Raw genomic sequence first — 24,646 nt, 5'->3', positions numbered from 1 at the left:
AATGGAGAATTTAGTCTATGCAATAATACTTTTACCCCTTTTAGGATTTCTTATTAATGGTTTATTCGGGAAAAGCCTTCCAAAAATGGTTACCGGAAGCCTGGCTACAGCAATGGTTTTTATACCTTTCTGTATTGCGGTACGCTTATTTATGAATTTCGATTCTGAAAGCCAGCCGGTTATCGTAAAAGCTTTTGAATGGTTCAGGGTGAACGGGATTCAGATTAATTTCGGTTTCCAGATCGATCAGCTTTCATTAATGATGGTAATGATCATTACAGGAATAGGATCTCTGATTCACCTCTACTCTATCGGATACATGAGCCACGACAAAGGTTTTTATAAGTTTTTTACCTATTTAAATTTATTTATTTTCTCCATGTTACTGTTGGTGATGGGAAGCAACTACCTTATTCTGTTCATCGGATGGGAAGGCGTAGGTTTGTGTTCTTATTTACTCATCGGTTTCTGGTATACCAACGAAGAGTATGGGAAAGCAGCACGAAAAGCGTTCATCATGAACAGAATTGGTGACCTTGCCCTTTTGATTGGTATTTTCATGATCGCTTCGCAGACTAACGCAATCGATTATCTTTCGGTAAAACAAAACGCAGGAAAATTTGAATTAGACGGAACCATTATCATATTTATCACAGCCAGTTTATTTATCGGTGCTACCGGAAAATCTGCGCAGGTTCCTTTATATACATGGTTACCCGACGCGATGGCCGGTCCGACTCCGGTTTCTGCTTTGATTCACGCAGCGACGATGGTAACGGCGGGGATTTATTTAGTAGTAAGATCAAATTTCTTATTCACTTTAGCACCCACTGTTCAGGACGGTATTTTATTAATCGGATTTTTAACCGCGGCTTTGGCAGGTTTTTATGCCCTTCGCCAGAATGATATTAAAAAAGTCTTGGCTTATTCTACCGTTTCACAACTTGGGTTTATGTTTATTGCTTTAGGTTTAGGTGCGTATACAACGGCAATGTTCCACGTAATGACACACGCTTTCTTCAAAGCTTTATTATTCCTGGGAGCAGGTTCTGTCATTCACGCGATGAGCAATGAGCAGGATATGCGCTTTATGGGAGGTTTGAAAAAATACATTCCCATTACACACGCAACTTTCCTGATCGGGACTTTGGCCATTTCAGGTTTCCCATTATTATCGGGAATGATTTCAAAAGACGAAATTTTAGTAGCGGCTTATGCTAAAAACCCGATATATTGGGTGATGCTATTCATTTTAGCGGCGGCTACGGCGACCTATATGTTCAGACTGTATTACCTGACTTTCCACGGAGAATTCAGGGGTACTGAAGATCAGAAACATCATTTACACGAAAGTCCGCTGAATATGACTTTGCCGTTGATTGTTTTGGCGATCCTTTCAGTAGTCGGAGGTTTTATCAATCTTCCTCACTTTATCGGTCACGGCCATTACGCTAAATTGATGGATTGGCTGAAGCCTGTTCTCACAGAAGAAAGCTTTAAACAAATGGAAATGACGCTTTCCGGAGTAGATTTTAATACCGAAATGATGCTTTTAGGCGCAACGGTATTGATGTTTTTCTCTGTATGGTTTATCGTTAAAAACACATATGTCACTAAAAAGAAAAGAGCTATTGCCGAAGAAGATTATACGGGATGGGAAAAGCTATCTGCAAGAAAACTATACGTAGACGAACTTTACAATGCATTAATTGTAAAAACTGTTGAAGGATTGGGACGTGGAGGAAAAATGTTTGATAAAGGCGTTTTAGACCGTGTTGTGGATTATGTGGGCGAAGGCGCTGAAGACAGCGGAAGATCCATGAAACGTATACAGAACGGAAATGTAGAAAACTACATTCTGATCATGTCTTTAGCGGTGGGAATTATACTGATTGTTAACTTTATACTACAATAATGTCTTATATATTATTAACATTATTACTTTTACCTCTTGTAGGTTCGGGATTGGTTTTTGCCTGGAAGAATACATCCAGCAAATACTTGGCATTGGGAATTGCATTGATACAGATGCTGCTTACTTTTTACGCACTTTCGGATTTTGATTTTACGCCGACCGTAGACAGTTCGCTGCAGTATGAAATTACATATCCTTGGTCACAATTTATAAAAAGTACGCTTCATTTCGGCATTGATGGAATGAGTATGCTGCTTTTACTACTGACTAATATTTTGATGCCGATTATTATTTTGTCATCATTTAATGAAAATGTAAACTATAAAAACTCTTTCTACGGACTGATTTTGCTGATGCAGTTTGGTCTTGTAGGTGTTTTCACTGCTTTAGACGGATTGTTATTTTATATTTTCTGGGAAATTACTTTGATTCCGATCTGGTTTATTGCCGCACTTTGGGGACAGGAAAACAAAAGGCTCGAGTTCACCACAAAATTCTTTGTATATACATTTGTTGGGTCCCTGTTTATGTTGGCGGGTTTAATTTATGTTTACAATCATTCAGCTTCATTTGCCTTGACCGATTTATACAATGCAAATTTGGGTGAAACGCAGCAAATTGTAGTGTTTTGGTTTATCTTTTTTGCATTTGCGGTAAAACTCCCGGTATTTCCGTTCCACACTTGGCAACCGGATACGTATACGTACTCTCCTACTCAAGGATCGATGCTATTATCGGGGATTATGCTTAAAATGGCAATCTACGGCGTACTCCGTTATTTGATTCCCATTACACCGACCGCAATTTTCGGAATTTCCGGACAAATTGTAATTATTTTAGCCATCATAGGAATTGTGCATGGGGCTTTAATTGCTATCGTTCAGACCGATATGAAGAGAATCATCGCGTATTCTTCCTTCTCTCACGTAGGATTGATGGTTGCAGGTATTTTCTCATCAGCCGTTTTAACGTTACGGGGGACTTTTACCATTGAAGGTGCTGAAGGAGCTTTAGTGCAGACATTTGCGCACGGGATCAACGTTGCGGGACTGTTTTTCTGTGCCGATATTTTATATAAAAGATTCAAATCAAGAGATATCAGACAAATGGGGGGCTTGGCGAAAGTTGCTCCTAAATTTGCCGTTTTATTTTTGATTATTATATTGGGATCAATGGGTGTTCCGTTGACGAATGGATTTGTCGGAGAATTTATTTTGCTGAAATCAGTCTATGATTTTAACGGTTTGGCCGCAATTATTGCAGGTCTTACAATTATTCTTGCGGCAGTGTATCTGTTAAGATTTTACGGAAAAGCAATGTTCGGAGAGGGTGATGATGCCGTATTGAGCACAGCAAAAGATTTATCGGCGGTAGAATTTTCAGTTTTGGCAAGTATTGCGGTATTTGTCATCGTTTTAGGAATTTTTCCTCAGCCGGTGATTGATATGGTGAGCGGTTCATTGAAGTTTATTTATACCTCAATGGTCAATTAAGTTTAAAAATTAAAGAATAAAAGAATTCAGAGATAAGAAGAAGAATGCAAGAAAGTTAATCCTTTTTTAATAGTACACTTCAAACCTCAAATTTCAAATATAAACTATGAGTGTTTTAATTATTGTTTTCCTAACTGCAGTTGCTGCTTTGTTTTCAGGAGTTTTTGAACAGGGGAAATTCGCAAGATACATTGGGATTTTCGGATTAATCATTGCATTGTACATCAGCTTTCTGCCTGAGTTTTCATTTTTTGAAAAATACAGAGAGATGTATGAGTATACTGCCAATACTGCTCTGTTTACCAAAATCTCTCTGGTTACAACATTATTGCTGTTTTTTCTGGGAGGTTTCGCATTCAGCAACCACAGAAGCCATCAGTCAGAATTATATGCATTAATGCTGTTTGCGCTTTGTGGTGGGATAATCCTTTTCGGATTTCAGAACTTGGTAACTTTATTCTTAGGAATCGAGATTCTTTCCATACCGTTATATGTGATGGCAGGAGCCAATAAGACCGATTTAAGATCTAATGAAGCTTCTATCAAATATTTCTTAATGGGAGCGTTTGCAACAGGTTTTTTATTGTTTGGAATTGCTTTTATCTACGGAAGTACCGGAAGTTTTGATCTTTACAAAATTCAGGAATTTACCGTAAACAATCCTAAAAATATAATGCTCATTATCGGGGTTATCATGATGTTGTGCGCTATGTCTTTCAAAGTAGCTTTGGCACCGTTTCATATGTGGAGTCCGGATGTATATTCAGGGTCTCCTTCTTTGATCACAGCTTTTATGGCCAGTGTCGTAAAAATTTCAGGATTTTTTGCCCTGTTCAGATTAATGACTATCGGGTTTTCCGGAGTTACCGCAGAATGGATCAACATTTTAGGCGTATTCATCATCATCACGCTATTCTTAGCCAATGCGATGGGTCTTGCACAGACTAATGCCAAAAGAATGTTGGCGTATTCGTCAATTTCCCATGCAGGATATATCGGGTTGGTATTTTTCGGCATGAACACCCTTTCTACCTATACATTGGCATTTTATTTATTTGCCTATTCGCTTTCAACAGTGGGCGTTTTTATGTGTCTGATCTGGGTAGAAAAAATCAAGAAAGAAACCTCATTTGGTGCGTTTAAAGGTTTGGCAAAAACGGAGCCTTTACTGGCCGTCGTTGCTACAATATCTTTACTTTCAATGGCAGGAATTCCTTTAACAGCGGGTTTTATGGGTAAATTTTCTTTGTTTGCGCAGGCATTGACCAAAGATAACAATACATTTTTAGTGATTATTGCAGTTTTAGGTTCAGCGATATCTATTGCATATTATTTAAGACTCATTATAGCCATGTTCTTTTTCAAAGAATCCACTTTTAAAACTTCTGAAAAAGTAACCATGACGTACAATATTGTTGCGGTAGTCATTATCGTTTCTATTGTGGTTTTAGGAGTGTACCCCGATTTATTTGCAAAACAATTTGGGTTATAAAAATCATTAAAATACAGGATATAGGCACAACTAAAAGTTGTGCTTTTTTTATACCTTTACCATTCAATATTCAGTTTTGTCGAATCTTTACAAAAAAGACAGTCCATTTCAGGTTCTTATCTCATTCAAAAAATATTTGGATGTACTGGAGCATATCCGTTACAATGACCGATTAGAATATCGGGCAAACTATGCAGAATCTCTGATTGAAAAAACTAAAAATTTTCACGAGCTCAGAGACGGATTTCAGGATCTTTCACTGCTTGAGAAGCACAAAGACCTTATCAGGCTTTTGCTGGCAGATCTTTTTCCGGCAGGACTTACCAAAAACGAGATCAAAGCGGCCAGTATTCCGCTGTCTAATATTACTTTTAATTATACCGAAAGATTTCAGAACATTCTTAAAGATGCAGGTGCCGATTTTGAGATTGACTTCAGAAATATTACCGACGATGAATATTATGTTTTCTGTTGCTGCATCATCCTGCAAACCTATTTCAGCCAGGATATAAAAACGACGCTCCCGCTCTATTATGACATTCCCAATAAACAGGGAATCATGAAGCATTACAAAATCACCGTGAATTCAGATTTCAGTGATGTTTTCCCAACCGATCAGGCGAAAATACCCTCTGATGAAATTGTAGAACTGCTGCTGGAAAATCTGGATGATATCCAGCTCTGGAAAAAATATTTCCCCTCCAATTCATGGATTCTTAAAGGATTTACAATTGTCTCATTAATTGACTGTACGGAAGAAGTAGCATTATCAGATTTGAAATCAACCCTGATTCAGGTTGATCCGCAGAATTTATTTCCTGATGAAAACCTGAAAGAAATTTTTAAATCTTATTTTGATGTCGCCGAACTCAATTTCGGGCTCATGCTGTTTAACCATAAAAATCAGCGGCTCGAAAAGCTACCGATCTATGAAAATGTATTCACCAATCATCTTCTGGATTTCTGGATCAATACGTTTGATGATGAAGCCAAAAAAACGGCTTTTGAAAACATACGGTACAACTCCAGACCTGTCGTTGTTTCCAATGTAGATCAGTTGGATGACGATATCAAAAAACACGCTTCCTTCAGCATTCTGAAAGAGCATAACATCAATAGTTTTATGATCATTCCTATCATGAAAGACAGTGAACTGTTGGCCATTATGGAATTTACCTCGCCGAAAAGCAACAGCTTAAATGGTCTAAAGCTTAAAAAACTGGAATTTGTAGCAGATATGATCATATTCTCTCTGAACCGTTTTACGTATGAAAGAAACAATCAGATTGAGGCGATCATCCAACGTGAATATACCACAATCCACAACAGTGTGATCTGGAAATTCAGAAATGAAGCCGAAAAATATTTTAACGCGTACCTATCAAAGAAAATATATACCTTAAAGCAGATTTCGTTTAAAAATCTTACTCCATTATTTGGTTTTTCAGACATTCGCGCTTCTTCTGAAAAGCGCTATAATCTGATGCTTGAAGATCTGAATCAGCAGATTGACACCCTTTGTGATATTTTTATCAATCTCGATCCTGCAGAATCTGAAAAATTCATTTTAGCATTGGATATTTTTGAAAATGAACTGAATAATGAAATTAAAGCAGACACCGAACAGCGTTTTCAGAGATTGCTTAGAGAAGAAATTCATCCTTTTTTACAGGGAAAACTTGAAATCAATTCTCAGGAAACTTTAAAGGAAAAAATTAAAAATTATTTTACACAAGTTTTTGCCCAGAATAATCTATTTTACAGCAACCGAAAAAGCCTTGACGATTCTATTACACTGGTTAACAGGAAACTGGCAGATATTTTAGATGAAAACCAGGTAAAAGCGCAGGAAATTTACCCACATTATTACGAAAGGTTCAAATCTGACGGAGTAGAGCATAATCTTTTCATAGGGCAGAATATTTCTCCCGAACTTCCCTATTCCTCAAAAATCGTTCAGGAACTGCGTTTCTGGCAACTGAAAACCATCTGCAAAATGGAACATGAGTTTCATAATTTTAAAGAAAACCTGCCCATCTCTTTAGATATTGCTTCTCTTATTTTTGTATACAACGAAAAAATAGACATTCGTTTCCGGATGGATGAAAAACGTTTCGATGTAGACGGAGCCTACAATTCTTACTACGAAATCATTAAAAAAAGGCTGGATAAAGCGCATGTCAAAAACTCTTCGGAACGCATTACCTGTCCCGGAAAAATCACCATCGTCTACTTTGGGATGGAAAACCAGAAAGAATATCTACAATATATCAACAAGCTTCAAAAAGAAAACGTTTTAAAAGCTGATGTAGAGTTTCTAAAAGTAGAAGATCTTCAGGGAATTACAGGTTTGCTGGCGTTGAGGGTTTCTTTGGCTTAAATAAAAATCGCAGATATTCTGCTATTTCATAATGTACATTTAGGAATGATGATGCGTCATTTATTGTTTAGTAAAAATTAAATCTTTCATCACAGGAAGATAAACAGTCTTATCTGTACTTTGTGGACAAGTAGCACTATCAATCAATGAATCATCAGGACGATATTCCCAAGATATTTGTGTAGCATTAAGTTTCTTTAAATATATGTCTCCCCATCCTATACCGCAGTTAGTACCATCATAATAAAGAGCCACAGAACCTCTACTTGGAAGTGTTCCCATACTTACAATATTAAAATAGGACTGATCGCCTAAATTCATACTTTGTGTGTCTTGTAAGATTGTTCCTGTAGAATTTTTCACAATATATTTTACAATTAAAGCATCCATATAATATGTTTCCCCTGTACTTTTCTCTAATTTATTTTCTTGCTTAGTAATAAACAAAGTAATTTCATTGCCTTGATAACTTGTTCTATAAGTTCCAATATAAGGCGTTAGTTCATTATTCAAATCTTTAACATATGTCCTTGCGGAATATTTTCTAACGATGTATTTAAAGGATATTCTTGTGCCTTACAAGAAAACACAAGAAGTATCCCTAAATATTTTATTAAACTTTTCACTAATGTTTTGTAAAAATTAAGTCCTTTGTCTCTGGAAGATAGATGGTTGTATCGGTTCCTGATGGACATTTACTATTGTCAATACTTTATAATTTCCTTAAAATATAGTTGGAGTTTATTCTTTAAACAATCAATATTTAATACAAGTTATCGATCATTCTTTTTCTCTATAAAATTTAACTGTATTTTTTACAAGATTTAATTTAGCAATTCCACCTCGCATGCCAATAAAAATATTTTCCTCATCGAATACAACTACAGAATTGGGATATAGGCTTCGCCAAAACTGTTCTCGAAAAATAGTTATCGCTTTTTGATTCACTACTTTATAAAAACTCTGGTGAGAAACAATATAGATAATGTCATTAAATATGGTTAATGCTTTTAATGCATCTCCAAAGGATTCGATTTTTTTATATGTAAAAACTGAATCTCTTTTTAATTCATATAGGCTTCCCCAAATATCTGAACCTTCAATGAAATAAATTTTGTTCTGGAATTTGAATATATCGACAACATTTCCAAATTTTATTTCTATAGTTTTTTCTTTGTTTCTTTTTGGTTGAAAATATAATGCTCCTCCCCATTCTCCTTTATCTTCACCAATCAGTTTGCCATCTTCGATTTCTAATTCGGAATTCTCTTCATGATAAATAGTTTTTTCCACTATCAATCTGTTACTATCTTTTTTCACAACATAACAATCATTAGAATGATTCAGAGCAAACCATTCTTTAGATTCTACTTTTGGAATAGAATCCTCAATAAAATTATTTGGAATTTTTATTTCCTGCGCTTTAAAAGAAGATGCTAGAAATATTCCTAAAATTGTTATTAAACCTCTCACTATTGCTTAGTAAAAATTAAATCCTTCGTTACAGGCAAATAAACGGTCTTATCTGTACTTGGCGGACAAGTAGCACTGTCAATCAATGAATTATCAGGACGATATTCCCAAGATATTTGTGTAGCATTAATTTTCTTTAAATATATATCTCCCCATCCTATACCGCAATTGGTACCTCCGTAATAAAAAATTACAGAATTATTATAAGATTTTATTCTATAGCTATATATAGTATGAATAATTTGATTAGCAGGGATTAACATATTATGAGTATCTTGTAAAACTTGATTATTATTTCTCACTATATATCTCACAGAAAGGACATCCTGATAATATTTTTTATTTGTGCTTTCTTCCAACTTATGCTCAATACTTGTTATGTACAAACTAATTTCATTACCTTGAAATGTCGCCTTATAAGTTCCTATATATGGAATTAATTCATTATTTAAATCTTTCAAATAAGAATAGTTTGGTACATTATCATAATCAGTATTTAGTGGATAGGTCTGTTGAGCTTTACACGAAACAATAATTGTTAAAACGAATATTGTTATAATTTTAGAATATAATGTTTTCATATTTTTTATTTTAATTTGGACATGGTGTTGCTGTTGTTGTATTATCATCGCTGTTTAAAGTTACAGTTTTTACTGTTCCGTTATTTTCTATTCTTTGAAGATTAATTTTTCCATCCAATCCCATATTTTTTAAAGTATCAAAAAATAGTTTCTCTAATCCTTGACTGTTTAATTCATCACCTAAATTGTCAACATATAATGGATTATCTGCTAATATTCCATCTCTCTTTTTAAAATCTTTTTTCAATTGTTCTAAATTCCAAGTATTATTATAAACATATTGAGTTAGTTCAGACATATTTCCGCTAAAATTAATGATATAATGGTAATATTTATAACCTCCCGGACAACTTGAGCAAACTTCAGAACCTATCACTCCCAAATAGCCGTCTTCAATATTTCCATTGGTTTGTGCTAAAGAAAAATCTAAAAGTTTAATAATATCCGCAGGAGAAAGCATGTTTGTACCCAACACTGTATGGTTATGATAAGCTCCTGAATATCCAGCAGTATCACCCAAATCAACATCATGCTTTCCACCAGGTATTTTTGGCGTAGGTACTCCATTCGCATCAAATTTATATCCGGTCTCTCCATAGTTGGGATCAGAATAAGCTAATTTTGATTGATCCTTCATCTCATCAATTTTTGCCTTTACTACCGGATTTGTTATCATGCTTTTTGTTTTCTCGCAAGGCGTTTCCGGATCTGTAATAATCACTCCCGCCCCTTCTCCGTTACAATCCGGCGACAAGTTAGGGATCTCTCCTGTTGTCGTTGTTTTGTGAACATTGGGATTGGGATAATAGTTATTGTTACAGTGGTCATACCAACCTTGTGTATTGCCGTGGCTGTCCAGGATAATGTCAGTACAGTCTCCGGGAACATTACTGAAAGGGACGGTGTTATTGTTACTTCCGCCTTCTTCCCAGTTATACCATCCTCCGTTTGGTGGAGGAAGATCAATAGGATTAATTCCGCCTCCTTCTGAAGTATTGTTCCCACCGGGAACTCCTGTTGCAGGAGAACAATTTCCTAAACCGTCATTATAATTCACCGTAGAAATTGCTTTTCCGTCTAAACCGTATGAACTGATGCTTCCCGTAAAATGCTGGAAATCTACGGTAGTTCCGTCCTGTGGATCGTATTCAATAATTTCCGCTGTTACCGGGATTCCGTCCGCTTGCTTTACTTCCAGATTGTACACCGCGTCTCCGGAATTCAGGTTCTCTATTTTGAAGACGTAATATGTTTCACCTTCATTCACTGTTTCTACAATAGTGGAAATCTCTATAACACCTACGGTAAGATCTTTCCCGGTAAGGGAAGCTTCACTCAGAGGCACCTGAAGATCTGCTCTTTCGGATTGCTGATGGATGAATTGTTCAATATTCGGGATATCTTTCAGCTTGACCATCCTGAATCTGGAAGCGTTGGGATTTTGCAGGGTGTTATTTTCAGGAAGAAGGTCGTTCCTGCAGGAACAAAGCGACAGCATCACTGCCAACATCAGACAAAGCCTGGGTATTAATTTTTTTTTCATTTGTGTTGTTTAAAAAGTTAAAGATATAAATTTTTTACAAACGTAAGGATAAAAGTTAAAATAAAAGTGGGCAAATCTGCTTACTTTTAATCAATTACAAAATCCAAATTTTACTCTGTGAGAGATTTGGATTTTATAAGATTGCAAAATATTGGAAATAGACTCCTAGAATTATGTCTGCAGAAAAATCTTACACAAAAAGAATTGGCATTTTTAGTAGATGTAGAAATATCTCAAATTACCCGCATAGAGAGAGGTATTATTAATACATCTATTCTCAGCCTTATGAGAACAACAGATGCTTTAGAAATATCAATAAGTGATTTTTTAAAGATTTTAATACTACAGACTAAGAAAAGCATACGCAAAAGACAGCACAGAAATAATAATTCCTGCCATGAAAATCTGGTAGGTAATCGACAAAAGCCTGTACTTTCTGTCTAAAACCTTTCCGAGAAAATACAGATCTTTAATCATCGAATCATAAATATAATCCCTGTCTTTCAGCAGGTCTTTCATCGAATCATTAAAATCATTAAACAGCATCTGATTAAAATTACCGAAAAATAAGAGGTTCACCTTTCGGTCGGTGATATCTTGTTGGGTAAATTTCGTTTTGGTCACATTCGGTTTCGTAGACAGAATGGCAAAAATGATGGTCAAAACACTTGAAACCAACAGAAAAAAAGTAGGAATGATTAAATGTGCATTTTTGGGAGTATCCAGTTTCGGAACCAAAACCGAAAGACACACCGAGATGATGATTGCATTTACAGAAAGTAAAATATTGGCCTTGCTATCTGCAATATCACTTAATCTGGTATGATTATTTAAAGTTACCCTGAACAGCGTATCTACACTGCGGTCGGATTTTGTATCTTTTTTACTTTCAGAATCATCTTTGTTGGATTTGTCTTTTTTATCAGATTTACTGAGCTTTTTTTCGAGCTTTTTTACATTTTTCATCTTAAGTGGCTCCCAGTTTTCTTTGGCATACTCTGTAAAATATCGGTGCTTGTTTTTCAGGAAATCGATATTCAGTTCATTCCATTCAGTATTTGAAAAACACATTCCGCCTGTCAATTCCCATTCTTTTCTCAGCGCTTCCGCAGAATCACTGTAAAACGGGCTAGAAAAATGACTGAAATCTGCATCTTTCATAATCTCTTCGAGAAGGTTTTGCGGCTGATGGTATTTTTCGGTAGAAAGAATGAGCTTTGCAACGACATCAACATATTCGTCTGAACGGTTTTCTCCTGCCAAAAATTCTTTCATGATCACCGCACTTCTTTCTTCATGGCCTTCCGCGTTACAGTCGGTAAATCCTACATCGTGGAACCATAAAGCAAGAAGCACTTTTTCGCGGTCTTCGGCAGAAACTTCCGTATGTTCCATGATCTCTTCCGCTTTCTGAACCGCAAACGTAGTATGGATAAAATTATGATAAAAGTATACTGAAGATAACTTATCTTTGAATAAGTTTTCAACATAATCTTTAGCTTTGTGCAAAATGCTCATTTCTGAATTTTCTTAATGTAAATGTATGAATTTATCCTTAAAATATTCTTTAAAAATATTCTTCGTAAGTACAAGAATCATGATCGTTTCTGGCTTTCTTTTTTCCTGTGCCACCTATAACGTACAAAAGGGAAAAAAAGTACATGAAATGAAAAATTCTGAAGCGGTTGCTGAGAATGATTTCAAAATTTTTCTTGTCGGCGATGCCGGAAACGCAGATGAACCACGGGCAAAGCAAACGCTAGATTTTATTAAAAACAAAATAGATTCTGCTGACAAAAATTCGATGCTTCTGTTTTTAGGTGATAATATTTATCCGTTGGGAATGCCGAAAGAAGGGGATAAAGATTACGATCTGGCAAAGGAAAAATTAGAGAACCAATTGGCAATTACCCGGAATTTTAAGGGTAAAACGTTGGTAATTCCCGGAAATCATGATTGGTATCATGGTGTAGATGGCTTAAAAGCTCAGGAAGAACTGGTCAAGAATTATCTGAACGACAAAAAGGCATTCTTACCTAAAAATTCATGCCCCATTGAAGACATCAGTCTTACAAAAGACATTAAACTGATTGTCATAGATTCGGAATGGGCTCTGATCAACTGGGATAAATATCCCGGAATCAACAAAGGCTGTGATATTAAAACACGGGAAGATTTTTACGCAGAATTTAAAGATCTGATTTTAAAAAACCAGGATAAAAGAATTATAGTCGCGATGCATCACCCGGTAATCAGCTCCGGGGTGCATGCAGGTTTTAATTCGGCAAAGTCAAATTTGGCAGCCTTTCACGGGAAGCTTCCGGTTCCGGGGGTTGCAAGCTTAATTAATATTCTCAGAAGCTCTTCCGGTGCAAGTATGGAAGATCTCAGCAACAAACATTACGCAGAATTCGCCAACAGAATCAAAAGTATTATTCAGGATAAAGAAAATGTGATCTTAGTTTCAGGACACGATCACAACCTGCAGTATCACGAAGATAGAAATATCAAACAGATCATCAGTGGAGCCGGTTCTAAAACAGATCCCTCTACAATTACCAAACCCACTGATTTTTCTTACGGTGGAAGCGGTTTTGCAGTTTTAAATCTCAGAAAAAACCTGAGCTCAGATGTTGAATTTTACAGCACTAAAAACAATACATTAAGGAAGCTGACTCAAATTTCGGTCATCAATAAACCTGAGATACTCAACAGCAGGTACGCAACCACTTTTTCTCCTATCGGTACAACGACTATTTATGCTGAAAAACAGACTAAAGCCGGGAAATTTTACACATGGCTTTGGGGAGAGCATTACAGAAAATATTACGCCATGCCGATTGAGGCAAAAACAGCCAATATTTCTGAATTGAACGGAGGATACACTCCTTTCAGGGAAGGCGGCGGAAACCAGTCAAACAGTCTCAGGCTAAAATCAAAAGACGGACAGGAATTTGTGATGCGCGGCGTGAAAAAAAGTGCGGTGCGTTTTCTCAACAATATGGCTTTTAAAAGAAATACGTTTGGAAATGAGCTCAACAATACGTTTCCGGACCGGTTTTTACTAGATTTTTATACCACAAGCCATCCATTTACCGGATTTTCGGTCAATAATATGGCAGACAAAATCAATCTTTTCCACAGCAATCCTGAATTATACTACGTTCCGAAACAAGAAGGTCTAGGAATATACAATAAAAACTACGGAGATGAGCTGTATATGATCGAAGAACATTTTTCTGCCGATCCTAAAACATTGGCTTCATTAGACAATGCGCAGGATATTCTCTCTACCGATGATGTGTTAAAGAATCTGAGAAAAGACAGTAAATATTCCGTAGATCAGGATCTGTACCTTCGTGCGAGAATTTTTGATATGCTAATCGGAGACTGGGACAGACATGAAGATCAGTGGAAATGGGCAGAATATAAAAACGGAAACAAAATCATATACAAACCCATTCCCAGAGACCGCGATCAGGCTTTCAGCAAATTTGACGGTACGGCTTTTAAAGTTATTATGAATATTCCGGCAATCCGTCATATGAAAACATTTAAAGATGACATCAAAAGTGTGCGATGGATGAATATGGAACCTTATCCCTTAGATTTAATTTTATTGAAAAATTCTGAACAAGGAGACTGGATTGTACAGGCAAAATACATTCAGGAACATTTAACGGATAATGATATCAACACCGCTTTTGACAACTTACCAAAAGAAGTAAAAGATGAGACCATCACCGATATTCAGAGAAAGCTTAAACTAAGAAAAGAAAAGCTCGAAGAGTATGCAATGCGGTATTTTGATGTGCTACAGGAAAAAGTACCTTTGACAGGAACGGTGAACAAGGACAAATTTGTAATTCTGAAAAACGGAAATTCTGTTGAAGTAAAACAATATGAAATTACTAAAGATAACGGAGAAAAGCTGGTTTTCGAAAAAACATACAACGATACCAAAACCAAAGAACTCTGGCTTTACGGGCTGGAAGACGATGATGTATATGAAGTTTCGGGGGAGGGAAAAGCAAGGATCAACATTCGGCTTATTGGTGGTTATAATCATGACACATACAATGTAGCCAACGGAAGCAGGATTAAAATTTATGATTTTAAATCCCAGAAAAATACCTATAACGCACGATCGGCTTCAAAACATATTAGCAACGATTACGAAGTTAATACCTACAACTGGAAACACCCGAAATACAATTTCTTTGCAGGCTATCCCAATGCTAATTTCAATCCCGACGACGGAGTTATTGTAGGTATCGTAGCCAATTACACGGTTAATAACTTTATCCGCGATCCTTACACCCAGAAGCACAGTTTAAGAGCCAATCTGTATACGGCAACCGGTGGATTTAATCTTGGGTATAAAGGGATTTTTAAAAAAGCGATCGGAAACTGGGATGCCGGAATTGACGCTTCTTACACTACCCCGTTTTTTGCAAGAACCTTTTTCGGGTTAGGAAACGAAACCGTATATGATAAAGACGTTGTAGAAAAAGACTACAACCGAGTGAGAATTTCTCAGATCAAATTTGCACCCTCCATTTCCACAACCAGCTGGCTGAATTTAAAACATCAGTTTCAGTTGAGTTTTGAGCATTCTAAGGTACAGAGAAATGAAGACCGTTTTATTGCTGTTTCGCCGGATGTGAATCCTGAAGTTTTTAACGGACAGCAATTTGCAGGGGGAAATTACACCTTCAGTTTTAAAAATTTTGATCAGAACGCATTTCCTATTTTAGGTTTAGAATTAGCATTAAATGCAGGATGGAAAGCCAATATTTCTGAAATTAAACAGAATTTTGCAGCATTTGAAGGGACTTTAAACCTGTTTCACCGAATTGATAAAAAAGGAAGATTTGTTTTTGCCAATTCCAGCAATACCATGATCATTAACAATAATAATTTTGAATTTTATCAGGCTGCAGCTATTGGAGGGAATAACGCCATGCGTGCCTATCGAAACGAGCGATTTGCCGGAAAATCCTATTTCGCCAATAATTCTGAGATCCGTTGGAATTTCGGAAGAATTAAAAACAATATTGCCCCAACCAATATGGGAATTCTGGTGGGTTACGACGTGGGAAGAGTCTGGAAAGACAACGAAATATCAGATAAATGGCATCAAGGGGTTGGAGCCGGATTATGGCTGAATATCCTTGAAACGTTTTCTGCAAAATTATCTTACTTTACCGGTGAAGACGGCGGAAGAATTTCCGGCGGTATCGGGATGAATTTTTAAGCGAAAATTCACAGATAAATCTACAAACAACCCTTCCAGCGTTTGAAACGCTGGAAGGGTTCTGAAAGGTAACTATTTAGAATCTATAGTAAACAAATAAATTTTTCCGCCTGTATCCTTGTCTTTCTCATCGGCAATAAGCACAGTTTGATCATCCGCAAAAACTACCGCTTCCTTTTGGGAATTGTGATTTAAAGATATTTTCTGAATTTTAGCGGTATTAAAATTGTCTGCCGTAAAGCCAGAAAGCAGATGAATATTTTTGTGGGTAAGCAAAACAACCTGATTTTTAGAATTTATAGATGCGGAAGTGATCGCAGCATCATTATAACCGCCTTCAAGCTTTAATTTCCCAACCAATTTTGCCTCAAAATCGCCTTCTTTATTAGGAATCTGAAAAACGAGAAAAGTCCCGTCAAAACCTTTGCTCCTGTTTTTGGTGAAAAGATAAAAATTACCTTCTTTTTCTACAAAAGCTTCGCTATCATACAACCAGTTTGATTTTTTTGGAGGAAACTCAGTTTGGCCTTCATAATGGAATGTGGTAGTCTGAGTTACTTTTGTAGTGTTCTGAGCACCATTTTTAAGATCAAGCTTAAGAATAGAAAGATTTTGCCGGTCATTATCATTATTCCCGAAATCCCCGATGTATATATTTCCTGCCGTATCTTTTGTAATATCTTCCCAATCTGTATTTTGGGTATTTTCCACCAAGGCCTCAGTGATGAGTTTCCCGGAACGGTCTAATCCGTAAACTACATTTTTATTTCCCTGGTCTTCAATAGCCCAGATTGTTTTCTGATCTTGGGATAACGCAATTCCTGAAACTTCTTTCAGTTTTTTTGGAAGAGAAAATTCAACTTTTAAGGGATTATTTGTTACCTGTTCGTTTTTGGTTTTCGGATTGCAGTTAATCAGCAAAAGTGAGGTTATCACGCAAATCATTGGTGTTTTCATGAGTTTTTGTTTACTGTTTTGGCTTGTTCCCAAAGCACATCCATTTCTTCTAATGACAGGTCTTCGAGTTTTACATTTTTATTGGAGGCGATTTTTTCCATGGTCTGAAATCTGGAAATAAATTTCAGATTGGTTCTTTCTAATGCCGAATCGGGATTTAAACCTGAAATTCTGGCATAATTTATCAGCGAAAAAAATACGTCGCCCAACTCCTGCTCTTTCTTATCAAGATCGGTTTCAGCATGAAATTCCTGAATTTCTTCATCCACTTTTTTCCATGCGTCTTCTGCATCATGGAACTCAAAACCGATTCCTTTTACTTTATCCTGAATTCTGTAGGCTTTTACCAAACTTGGCAATCCTTTCGGAACTCCACCCAAAATAGAGATATTGCCTTCTTTCAGTTTAAGTTTTTCCCAGTTTTGCTTGACTTCTTCTTCATCTTTTACCTCAACATCGCCATAAATATGAGGATGACGGAAAATAAGTTTCTCGTTGAGCGAATTAATCACATCTGCGATATCAAAACTTCCTTTTTCAGACCCTATTTTTGCATAAAAAACCAGGTGAAGAAGCACATCGCCCAATTCTTTTTTAATTTCAGTTAAATCTTCCTGCAGCAAAGCATCCGAAAGCTCGTATGTTTCTTCCAACGTTAGATGACGCAGGGTTTGTAAGGTCTGTTTCTGATCCCACGGACATTTTTCCCGCAGATCATCCATAATATCCAAAAGCCTTCCGAAAGCTTCAAGTTTTTCTTGTTTGGTATTCATGATAAGTGATCGACTGATTTATTTAAACAAAAAACTTTGCCAAATGAAATGACAAAGTTATTGAAAATTGTATCGTTAAGGATATTTATCCCATTTTTCTGTGCGTGCTTTTTGTGGCCGCTTTCGCGCCGGTAGATGCTTTTACTTTCGGAGTAGCCGGCTTATCTGCTTTCGGAGCCGCTTTTTTAGGCGCTTCTTTTTCAGCGGTGATATCGGCTTCTTCATTAGCAGAATCTGTAGTTTCCGGTTCTGCTTTTACAAAGCTTTCCGGAGTAATATATCCTGCCTTATGCAGAATATTGTACCATTGAGCCAGTTTTTTAATATCAGAATAATATACTCTTTCTGTATCATAATTGGGAAGAGATGCGCTCATAAAGTTTTTCAGCTCCTCTTCCGTAGATTTGTGAGAAATGGTTTCCTTATAATCGTAATTTTTGGCAATGTTTTCAAAAACCTCAAACAAAGGAACTTCTTTTTCAAAGGTAAACATGGCAATATTATCAAGAAGGCTTACCTGGCTTGAGTTACCAATGCTTACTTTCTTTTTTGTCGTTACATCTTCAATGATGAACCCATTCCTCAGTTGTGAAACTAATTTGAAAAGTCCCGGTTTTCCAGAAATTGAAATTATTTTTTCTAACAGCATAATTTATTTTTTTTTTAAAATTGAACACTCTGCCTGCGCAAAATGTGTTATTATGATTTATGTATTTATTATTTTGGAAATCTCATTTTATAGTTGATCGCAACATCGCCCTGAGAAATCTTTACCAATTTACCTTTGACCAGCTTTTTCTTTAAAGAGCTTAAATGATCGGTAAACAGTGTTCCTTCAATATGATCATATTCATGCTGAATTACGCGGGCTCTAATATCGGAAAAAGTTTCTGTATGCTTCACAAAATTTTCGTCATAATATTCTATAACGATATCACTTTTTCTTTTTACATCTTCTCTTACGTCCGGAATCGAAAGACAGCCTTCATTGAATTTCCACTCTTCCCCGGATTCTTCAAGAATCTGTGCATTGATAAAAACTTTTTTAAAATCTTTCAGTTCTTCAGCAATGTCTTCATAATCTTCATCATCTGCCAAAGGGCTCACATCTACGATAAATAAACGGATGTCTAACCCAATCTGAGGAGCCGCCAAACCTATTCCGTTGGCGCTGTACATGGTTTCAAACATATTATCAATCAGCTCCTGTAAACCGGGATACTCTTTTTCTATGTCTTTTCCTACTTTTCTCAAAACAGGATCTCCAAAAGCTCTTATTGGTAAAATCATCTTGTTCTTTGTTCTAAAAAATTCTGCAATATGATGGTTGCGCTCACTTTATCTATTAACCCTTTATCCTGTCTCTGTTTTTTACTTTTCCCGCTTTGAGAGATAAAAAACGAAGCCATTTTTGATGTAAATCTTTCATCCAAACGGTGAACCTGAACCTCCGGGAATTCTTTTTTGAACTCTTCGATAAATTTCAGAATATCTGTTTCTACCTCAGAAAGGTTCCCTCTTAAATCGGTAGGTAATCCTACGACAATAGCTTCAACGTTATTTTCACTGAAATACTTTTTTAAAAATACCGGGAAAACTTTCGTTTCTACAGTGGGAAGTCCGCTTGCGATAATCTGCATATCATCCGTCGCTGCAAGGCCACAACGCACTTTTCCGTAGTCAACTGCAAGGATTTGTCCCATAAGTCTGCAAATTTAAGAAATTTTAATGATTTTATCTGCAACGTAATTTTTTTTATAAATGTTGTTTTTTTCCACATTTTTTTTTATAATTTTAATTTTCCAAACTCAAAACTATGAAGAGACTTATCCTGGTGAGACATGCAAAAAGCGATTGGCCCGAAGAAACCGAAGATTTTGACAGACCTTTGGCAGACAAAGGGTTACAGGATGCATTGAAGATGTCTACATTTTTAAAAACCAGTAATGTAGCGATTGATTATCTGGTTTCCAGCCCGGCTGTGCGAGCATTGAATACCTGTAAAATTTTTAATCAGACGTATCAGATTAATTATATTACTGACGAAAAGCTGTATAATCCATCTGAAAACAATTTTCAGTCGGTTATTTATGATCTGAAAGATGAGGTAGATTCGGTGGCATTTTTTTCTCACAATAACGGGATTTCTAATTTTGCGAATTCTATTTCAGACGATATTTTTCATTTTCCCACCTGCGGTGTGGCGGGCTTTGAAATAGACTGCAAATCGTGGTCTGAGTTTGATAGTGCCAATAAAAAGCTGCTGTTTTTTTACGAACCGAATAAAATTCAGCTGTAAAATTGTATTATGAAAAACAAAATCAACCATTCTATTCTCATTGCGAGCTTCGTCTGTTTAGGATATATTTTGTTTTTGGTATACTATTCTTCTAATATGGAAAAAATTAATCTTGTAAATGTTTTTGCCGAGATTCTGACTATTCCAATCATTATAGCAACCGTTTTCATTTTCTCTTTTAACCTATATATTTTAATTAAAAATAAATTTAAATCAGCATCTGTACCTATTTTGAGTTTGTGTATACAGATAGTCTGCTTTTTAACCATGTTCTTTGCTGACTGATGCTTTCACAGGTTTTGGCTAAAGCCTGTTGAAGTGCATAATAAAAAAAACGGACTAAAGTCCGTTTCTATAATCATTGTAAACTAAGAAAGTTATTTCCTTTTCAAATCCAGATCATCAAAATCAAAGCTGAAATCCGTAACATCTGAAACAGGTTTCATTTTTGCAGATACCGCTTTTCCGTTTTCATCATACTCGAAGATCATATACGCATCGGCATCATAGCTTCTGTCATCCCATTTTACAATGAAAGAATTGTATGAATAAGGCAGCAATTCGCCTTTCAGCCTTGGAGAATTTTGACATGAAATTCTGTACATGTTTCCCTGCTGCATGATTTCTACATCCCCAAACCAAATATCATTGTATTTTCCGACAAACTGTTCCGGTTTTGGCTGCAGGTTTTTATCTTTTTTAAAAGCTTCAGATTTTGCAAACGCTTCTTTTTTCTGCTTGTTGAATCCTTCTTCCATTTTTTCCATTCGGTCACCGTATGTTTTCAGCCAGTTTCTGTCAGCAATGCCCAGATAAGAATCTTTTACCGTATTGGTAATGGTGTTAAAGGCGGCTCCTGACTGCTGATTGGTTAAAACAACAATTCCCAGTTTCATATCCGGAATCAGCGTAAACTGCGTCACTGTACCGATCAAACCTCCGGTATGTTGAATTTGCTTATGCCCTTTCACATCGCTTAAAAACCAGCCCATTCCGTATCCGTAAAAGCTGGTGTCATAAGGATTTTTCATCGCAACAGGACTTGGAATCTGCAAGCTCCAGAGCTGCTGAATCTGTTTATCGGAAACCAGCTTTTTTCCGTCTTTAGTGGTAAAACCATTTAAGAGGAATTCTGCCCAAGTAGTCATATCTTTGATATTGCTCATAATACCTCCCGCTGCATTTCCTATTTCACTCCAATCGTGGGGAACAGCAATAGCTTTTCCGTCTACAGGAGCATGAGCGTCAATTTTATTGCTCACGGCTTTGGCTCTGGTATAGCTTCCGAAACTTGAATTCATCCCGACTGGCTTCATAATTCTCTGCTCGATAAATTCTGCCCAGCTTACTCCCGAAACTCTGTGGATCACTTCTCCGGCCACGATAAACATGATATTATTATAGTCTAATGTAGTTCTGAAAGGATTTTCAGGCTTTAAGTACCGTACATGATGAACAATATCGTTCACCGAAAGATTTCCGCCTTCCGGAAAAAACATTAAATCTCCCTGTCCTAAACCCAAACCGGCTCTGTGTGTAACCAAATCTTTAATCGTAACATTTTGAGAAACATACGGATCATACATTTGAAACTCGGGGATATATTTTGAAACTTTATCATCCCAGCTCAGTTTGCCTTCATCTGCTAAAATAGCCAAGGCAGTGCAGGTGAAACCTTTTGAATTCGAAGCAATTCCTACCAAAGTAGTATCATCCATCGGTTGTTTCGTGGTTAGAGAGCGCACCCCGAATCCTTTAGAATATATAATTTTACCGTCTTTGATGATTCCCACAGACATTCCGGGAACATCAAAAGTTTTTAACGTATTCTGGATCAATTCATCCAGTTTTTTTTCTTCGACCTGAGCGAAAGTGATAAAAGAGATAAGAATAAAAAATAGAGATAGCTTTTGCTTCATTTTTAAATTTTTTCAAAGTTAATCAATTCAGGATTATTGAGTAAATTTGGATTTTGAAAATCTCATGCAATAATGACTAAAATCCTTCTCCTTTCCGATTCTCATTCTTATATTGATGACCGAATTGTAGAATATGCCAAACAAGCCGATGAAATATGGCATGGCGGGGATTTTGGAAGCTTTGAGATTATTGAGCAGCTTGAAAAAATAAAACCATTAAAAGGAGTGTACGGGAATATTGATGGCGCAAAAATCCGTTCTGAATTCCAGGAAGTGAGCCGGTTTTTCTGTGAAAATGTGGAGGTCTTAATGATTCACATTGGTGGATATCCCGGGAAATACACTCCTTTGGCACAAAAAGAGATTTCTGAAAAAGCTCCGAAACTATTTATTTCCGGGCATTCTCATATTTTAAAAGCGATGTTTGACCATAAAAATAATCTGCTCCACCTTAATCCCGGAGCTTGCGGAAAACAGGGATGGCACAAAATGAGGACAATGATGCGGTTTGTGATTGATGATACGGAAATAAAAGACTTAGAAATTATTGAGTTAGGAGCAAAAGTTTAACTTTTTTGCGTGTAGAATTGAATATAGATTATTTTGGCATCGAGGAAAGTTAAGATTGTAAGAGTTAAGAAATTGCTTCGCTTCCAACAATGACAAAGAAAAAATTATGAAAATAGGCGATACAGTTTCAGTGGTAGATGAAGATTTAAGCGGGGTGATCACTTCGGTGAACGGAAACATTGTGGTTTTCAAAGATGAATATGGCTTTACATATCAATATCCGAGAGAAAAGCTGGTGCCAAAAAACGCTTCAATCTATGAAAACATTCAGATTGTAAAAAAAGAAGAGACTAAAAGAGTTATTTCAAAAAAACATGATAAAAACCCTTTGGTCTTAGATCTCCACTTTGAGAATCTGGTTAAAAACCCAAATGATTATGACAGTTTTGAACGCCTGTTTCTGCAGAAAGAAAAACTGACGCAGGTAATTGGTTTTTGCAGGAAAAACCATCTGAAAAGGCTGGAAATTGTACATGGAATTGGTGACGGCGTACTTCAGAAAATGGTTTGGGATGTTTTGGAAAGCCAGACCGGACTTGATTTTTATAACAAAGAAATACTTCATCACCAATCGGGTGCGGTAATGGTAGAATTTCACTAAATTTGCATTAATTGTGATATGAACGTACTTACTTTACTTTTTACCAAAGACGGATTAATGTATCAGATCTCCAAAAACAAAAATGTTTTGGAAGAGAAATCCTATCTTGTCAATGAGGAATCTCCGGAAAATTTTATTGCCGGAAAGCTGGAAGAAGCTTTGCTCAAGCAAAGGTATGATGAAGTGTCTGTAATTTCAGCATTCAATCATTTTACCCTTATGCCGGAAGGTTTTTCTGATCACGAAGCAGGATATGAGCTGATTGCTTACAACGCTCCCGTTGATAAAGAACATGAAGAACTGATGCTTTCTGTGAATAAAAAATTTAAAGTACAGTTTTACTATACTTTTCCAAAAGATTTTTACAAGAAAATTAAAGACCTGTCGATTCCGGTGCTATTTAATTTCTCCGGAGAAAAGTTTCTGAATGCGCTCAGCAATAAAAACAATAAAGAAATTCATATTAATCTTTATCAGAACCAGTGTGAATTTTTCGCGATTAACCAGCAAAAAGTAATTTTATACAATAATCTGGATGTCACCTCTGAAGTGGATTTTTTATACTTCGTGATGTTTACTTTAAGCAAGATCGGCTTCGGAATCAATGAAACGAAATTTTTTGTTTATGGCGAGACTACTGAAAATGAAACATTCATCTCAGAATTGCAAAAGTTTGTGAAAAATTTAAAAATTGTCTTCGATAATATCCCGAACAGGAATTTTATTCTCAATTAATTTTAGGTTTATTTTGAGATTATTTTTCTCACATTTCTAAAATTTTTATGCCTTAAACAAATACTATGTACAGAATCATTGCCGGCAAATGGAAAGCCAAAAAAATAGCAGCACCAAAGAATTTTGATGTAAGACCTACAACAGATTTTGCCAAAGAAGCATTGTTCAGCATTCTGGAAAACAAATATGATATGCAGTCGATTTCCGTCCTGGACCTGTTTGCTGGAATCGGATCAATCACTTTTGAGTTTGCTTCAAGAGGCTGTCAGGATATTGCGTCTGTGGAAATGAATCCTAAGCATACTTCATTTTTGAATTCTACTGCGTCAGAACTGGGTTTCAGTCTTAATGTAAGTGTGCAGAGAGGAGATGTTTTTGATTGGCTGAAAAAATTCAGGAATAAAAAAAGCTATGAAATTGTATTTTCTGATGCGCCTTTTGAAACTGAAGAGAAGAAATATTACGAATTGCTGTCATTGGTTTTAAACAATAGATATCTGAAACCCAATGGCGTTTTAATCATCGAACATCAAAGCAGGTTAAAATTTGATCACCCGAATTTGATCGACACAAGGAAATACGGAAATGTAAGCTTCAGTTTTTTTGATCCGAACGCGGAAGAAGAAGAAGATCTAACAACAGAATAATTAACACAAAA

The 24,646-nt window shown here is 36.2% G+C and carries 22 protein-coding genes; 11 read left to right on the top strand and 11 right to left on the bottom strand.

Annotation, left to right across the window (positions count from 1 at the left end; all coding sequences use genetic code 11):
• Position 1 precedes the first annotated feature (1 nt).
• The 4 genes from nuoL (at position 2) to N0B16_RS00310 (ending at position 7,280) form a co-directional block, all read left to right on the top strand.
• On the top strand, positions 2-1,915 hold the full coding sequence (nuoL, locus tag N0B16_RS00325) for an NADH-quinone oxidoreductase subunit L (protein ID WP_262988734.1): 1,914 nt from the start codon (positions 2-4) through the stop codon (positions 1,913-1,915).
• 8 nt (positions 1,916-1,923) lie between these two features.
• Positions 1,924-3,408, top strand: a complete 1,485-nt coding sequence (locus N0B16_RS00320) for a complex I subunit 4 family protein (protein WP_438265263.1) — start codon at positions 1,924-1,926, stop codon at positions 3,406-3,408.
• A gap of 106 nt (positions 3,409-3,514) precedes the next feature.
• Positions 3,515-4,900 carry an NADH-quinone oxidoreductase subunit N gene (locus N0B16_RS00315; RefSeq protein ID WP_262988732.1) on the top strand — a complete coding sequence of 462 codons (1,386 nt, stop codon included), beginning with the start codon at positions 3,515-3,517 and terminating at the stop codon, positions 4,898-4,900.
• Between the two features lie 76 nt (positions 4,901-4,976).
• Entirely contained in the window at positions 4,977-7,280 is a 2,304-nt protein-coding gene (locus N0B16_RS00310; RefSeq protein WP_262988731.1) for a GAF domain-containing protein, read from the top strand.
• Positions 7,281-7,340: 60 nt separating this feature from the next.
• On the opposite strand, the gene N0B16_RS00305 is transcribed toward N0B16_RS00310, so the two are convergent.
• The 4 genes from N0B16_RS00305 to N0B16_RS00290 form a co-directional block, all read right to left on the bottom strand.
• Positions 7,341-7,793 carry a hypothetical protein gene (locus tag N0B16_RS00305; protein WP_262988730.1) on the bottom strand — a complete coding sequence of 151 codons (453 nt, stop codon included), beginning with the start codon at positions 7,791-7,793 and terminating at the stop codon, positions 7,341-7,343.
• A gap of 267 nt (positions 7,794-8,060) precedes the next feature.
• Positions 8,061-8,753: a hypothetical protein gene (locus N0B16_RS00300; RefSeq protein ID WP_262988729.1), complete on the bottom strand. Its 693-nt coding sequence runs from the start codon at positions 8,751-8,753 to the stop codon at positions 8,061-8,063.
• Positions 8,753-9,334: a DUF6705 family protein gene (locus tag N0B16_RS00295; RefSeq protein ID WP_262988728.1), complete on the bottom strand. Its 582-nt coding sequence runs from the start codon at positions 9,332-9,334 to the stop codon at positions 8,753-8,755. Before N0B16_RS00295 ends, N0B16_RS00300 begins: the two co-directional genes overlap by 1 nt.
• A gap of 10 nt (positions 9,335-9,344) precedes the next feature.
• Positions 9,345-10,877, bottom strand: coding sequence for a hypothetical protein (locus N0B16_RS00290; RefSeq protein ID WP_262988727.1), 1,533 nt, complete (start codon positions 10,875-10,877; stop codon positions 9,345-9,347).
• A gap of 117 nt (positions 10,878-10,994) precedes the next feature.
• Here N0B16_RS00290 and N0B16_RS14125 point away from each other — a divergent pair, with 117 nt between their 5' ends.
• Positions 10,995-11,321: a helix-turn-helix domain-containing protein gene (locus N0B16_RS14125; RefSeq protein ID WP_368407536.1), complete on the top strand. Its 327-nt coding sequence runs from the start codon at positions 10,995-10,997 to the stop codon at positions 11,319-11,321.
• On the opposite strand, the gene N0B16_RS00285 is transcribed toward N0B16_RS14125, so the two are convergent.
• The gene (locus N0B16_RS00285; protein WP_262988726.1) at positions 11,220-12,395 is read right to left on the bottom strand and encodes a Pycsar system effector family protein; all 1,176 of its coding nucleotides are present in this window, start codon (positions 12,393-12,395) and stop codon (positions 11,220-11,222) included. The genes N0B16_RS14125 and N0B16_RS00285 overlap by 102 nt on opposite strands.
• A gap of 25 nt (positions 12,396-12,420) precedes the next feature.
• Between N0B16_RS00285 and N0B16_RS00280 the strand changes: the two genes are divergently transcribed.
• Positions 12,421-16,134, top strand: a complete 3,714-nt coding sequence (locus tag N0B16_RS00280) for a metallophosphoesterase (RefSeq protein WP_262988725.1) — start codon at positions 12,421-12,423, stop codon at positions 16,132-16,134.
• A 72-nt stretch (positions 16,135-16,206) separates the two neighbouring features.
• Here the strand turns inward: N0B16_RS00280 and N0B16_RS00275 are convergent, their stop codons facing one another.
• From N0B16_RS00275 to ruvX, 5 genes are all read right to left on the bottom strand, one after another.
• The gene (locus N0B16_RS00275; protein WP_262988724.1) at positions 16,207-17,091 is read right to left on the bottom strand and encodes a hypothetical protein; all 885 of its coding nucleotides are present in this window, start codon (positions 17,089-17,091) and stop codon (positions 16,207-16,209) included.
• Positions 17,088-17,864, bottom strand: coding sequence for a nucleoside triphosphate pyrophosphohydrolase (gene mazG / locus N0B16_RS00270; RefSeq protein WP_262988723.1), 777 nt, complete (start codon positions 17,862-17,864; stop codon positions 17,088-17,090). The genes N0B16_RS00275 and mazG overlap by 4 nt, the downstream gene beginning before the upstream one ends.
• Positions 17,865-17,949: 85 nt before the next feature.
• The gene (locus tag N0B16_RS00265; protein WP_262988722.1) at positions 17,950-18,513 is read right to left on the bottom strand and encodes a DUF5606 family protein; all 564 of its coding nucleotides are present in this window, start codon (positions 18,511-18,513) and stop codon (positions 17,950-17,952) included.
• A gap of 68 nt (positions 18,514-18,581) precedes the next feature.
• Positions 18,582-19,154, bottom strand: a complete 573-nt coding sequence (def, locus tag N0B16_RS00260; protein WP_262988721.1) for a peptide deformylase — start codon at positions 19,152-19,154, stop codon at positions 18,582-18,584.
• Entirely contained in the window at positions 19,151-19,567 is a 417-nt protein-coding gene (gene ruvX / locus N0B16_RS00255) for a Holliday junction resolvase RuvX (RefSeq protein WP_262988720.1), read from the bottom strand. Before ruvX ends, def begins: the two co-directional genes overlap by 4 nt.
• 113 nt (positions 19,568-19,680) lie before the next feature.
• On the opposite strand from ruvX, the gene N0B16_RS00250 reads away from it, so the two are divergent.
• Positions 19,681-20,163 (top strand): SixA phosphatase family protein, encoded by a 483-nt coding sequence (locus N0B16_RS00250; RefSeq protein WP_262988719.1) that lies wholly within the window; start codon positions 19,681-19,683, stop codon positions 20,161-20,163.
• 377 nt (positions 20,164-20,540) lie between these two features.
• On the opposite strand, the gene N0B16_RS00245 is transcribed toward N0B16_RS00250, so the two are convergent.
• A complete protein-coding gene (locus N0B16_RS00245; RefSeq protein ID WP_262988718.1) occupies positions 20,541-22,082 on the bottom strand; it encodes a serine hydrolase in 1,542 nt (513 codons plus the stop codon).
• Between the two features lie 72 nt (positions 22,083-22,154).
• Between N0B16_RS00245 and N0B16_RS00240 the strand changes: the two genes are divergently transcribed.
• From N0B16_RS00240 to N0B16_RS00225, 4 genes are all read left to right on the top strand, one after another.
• Positions 22,155-22,652: a metallophosphoesterase family protein gene (locus tag N0B16_RS00240; RefSeq protein ID WP_262988717.1), complete on the top strand. Its 498-nt coding sequence runs from the start codon at positions 22,155-22,157 to the stop codon at positions 22,650-22,652.
• Between the two features lie 106 nt (positions 22,653-22,758).
• Positions 22,759-23,253: a Smr/MutS family protein gene (locus N0B16_RS00235; protein WP_262988716.1), complete on the top strand. Its 495-nt coding sequence runs from the start codon at positions 22,759-22,761 to the stop codon at positions 23,251-23,253.
• Between the two features lie 18 nt (positions 23,254-23,271).
• The gene (locus N0B16_RS00230) at positions 23,272-23,988 is read left to right on the top strand and encodes a DUF3822 family protein (protein ID WP_262988715.1); all 717 of its coding nucleotides are present in this window, start codon (positions 23,272-23,274) and stop codon (positions 23,986-23,988) included.
• 65 nt (positions 23,989-24,053) lie between these two features.
• The gene (locus tag N0B16_RS00225; protein ID WP_262988714.1) at positions 24,054-24,635 is read left to right on the top strand and encodes an RsmD family RNA methyltransferase; all 582 of its coding nucleotides are present in this window, start codon (positions 24,054-24,056) and stop codon (positions 24,633-24,635) included.
• Positions 24,636-24,646 lie beyond the last annotated feature (11 nt).

This window comes from Chryseobacterium gilvum (genome assembly GCF_025628965.1).
GTDB classification, from domain to species: domain Bacteria; phylum Bacteroidota; class Bacteroidia; order Flavobacteriales; family Weeksellaceae; genus Chryseobacterium; species Chryseobacterium gilvum.
This window is presented reverse-complemented; position numbering and strand designations above follow the sequence as displayed.

Coding starts and splice junctions, on each gene's coding strand:
- nuoL (WP_262988734.1), top strand. CDS start 2: ATGGAGAATTTAGTCTATGCAATAATACTTTTACCCCTTTTAGGATTT.
- N0B16_RS00315 (WP_262988732.1), top strand. CDS start 3,515: ATGAGTGTTTTAATTATTGTTTTCCTAACTGCAGTTGCTGCTTTGTTT.
- N0B16_RS00295 (WP_262988728.1), bottom strand. CDS start 9,334: ATGAAAACATTATATTCTAAAATTATAACAATATTCGTTTTAACAATT.
- N0B16_RS00290 (WP_262988727.1), bottom strand. CDS start 10,877: ATGAAAAAAAAATTAATACCCAGGCTTTGTCTGATGTTGGCAGTGATG.
- N0B16_RS00285 (WP_262988726.1), bottom strand. CDS start 12,395: ATGAGCATTTTGCACAAAGCTAAAGATTATGTTGAAAACTTATTCAAA.
- N0B16_RS00280 (WP_262988725.1), top strand. CDS start 12,421: ATGAATTTATCCTTAAAATATTCTTTAAAAATATTCTTCGTAAGTACA.
- N0B16_RS00275 (WP_262988724.1), bottom strand. CDS start 17,091: ATGAAAACACCAATGATTTGCGTGATAACCTCACTTTTGCTGATTAAC.
- mazG (WP_262988723.1), bottom strand. CDS start 17,864: ATGAATACCAAACAAGAAAAACTTGAAGCTTTCGGAAGGCTTTTGGAT.
- N0B16_RS00265 (WP_262988722.1), bottom strand. CDS start 18,513: ATGCTGTTAGAAAAAATAATTTCAATTTCTGGAAAACCGGGACTTTTC.
- def (WP_262988721.1), bottom strand. CDS start 19,154: ATGATTTTACCAATAAGAGCTTTTGGAGATCCTGTTTTGAGAAAAGTA.
- ruvX (WP_262988720.1), bottom strand. CDS start 19,567: ATGGGACAAATCCTTGCAGTTGACTACGGAAAAGTGCGTTGTGGCCTT.
- N0B16_RS00250 (WP_262988719.1), top strand. CDS start 19,681: ATGAAGAGACTTATCCTGGTGAGACATGCAAAAAGCGATTGGCCCGAA.
- N0B16_RS00245 (WP_262988718.1), bottom strand. CDS start 22,082: ATGAAGCAAAAGCTATCTCTATTTTTTATTCTTATCTCTTTTATCACT.
- N0B16_RS00240 (WP_262988717.1), top strand. CDS start 22,155: ATGACTAAAATCCTTCTCCTTTCCGATTCTCATTCTTATATTGATGAC.
- N0B16_RS00235 (WP_262988716.1), top strand. CDS start 22,759: ATGAAAATAGGCGATACAGTTTCAGTGGTAGATGAAGATTTAAGCGGG.
- N0B16_RS00230 (WP_262988715.1), top strand. CDS start 23,272: ATGAACGTACTTACTTTACTTTTTACCAAAGACGGATTAATGTATCAG.
- N0B16_RS00225 (WP_262988714.1), top strand. CDS start 24,054: ATGTACAGAATCATTGCCGGCAAATGGAAAGCCAAAAAAATAGCAGCA.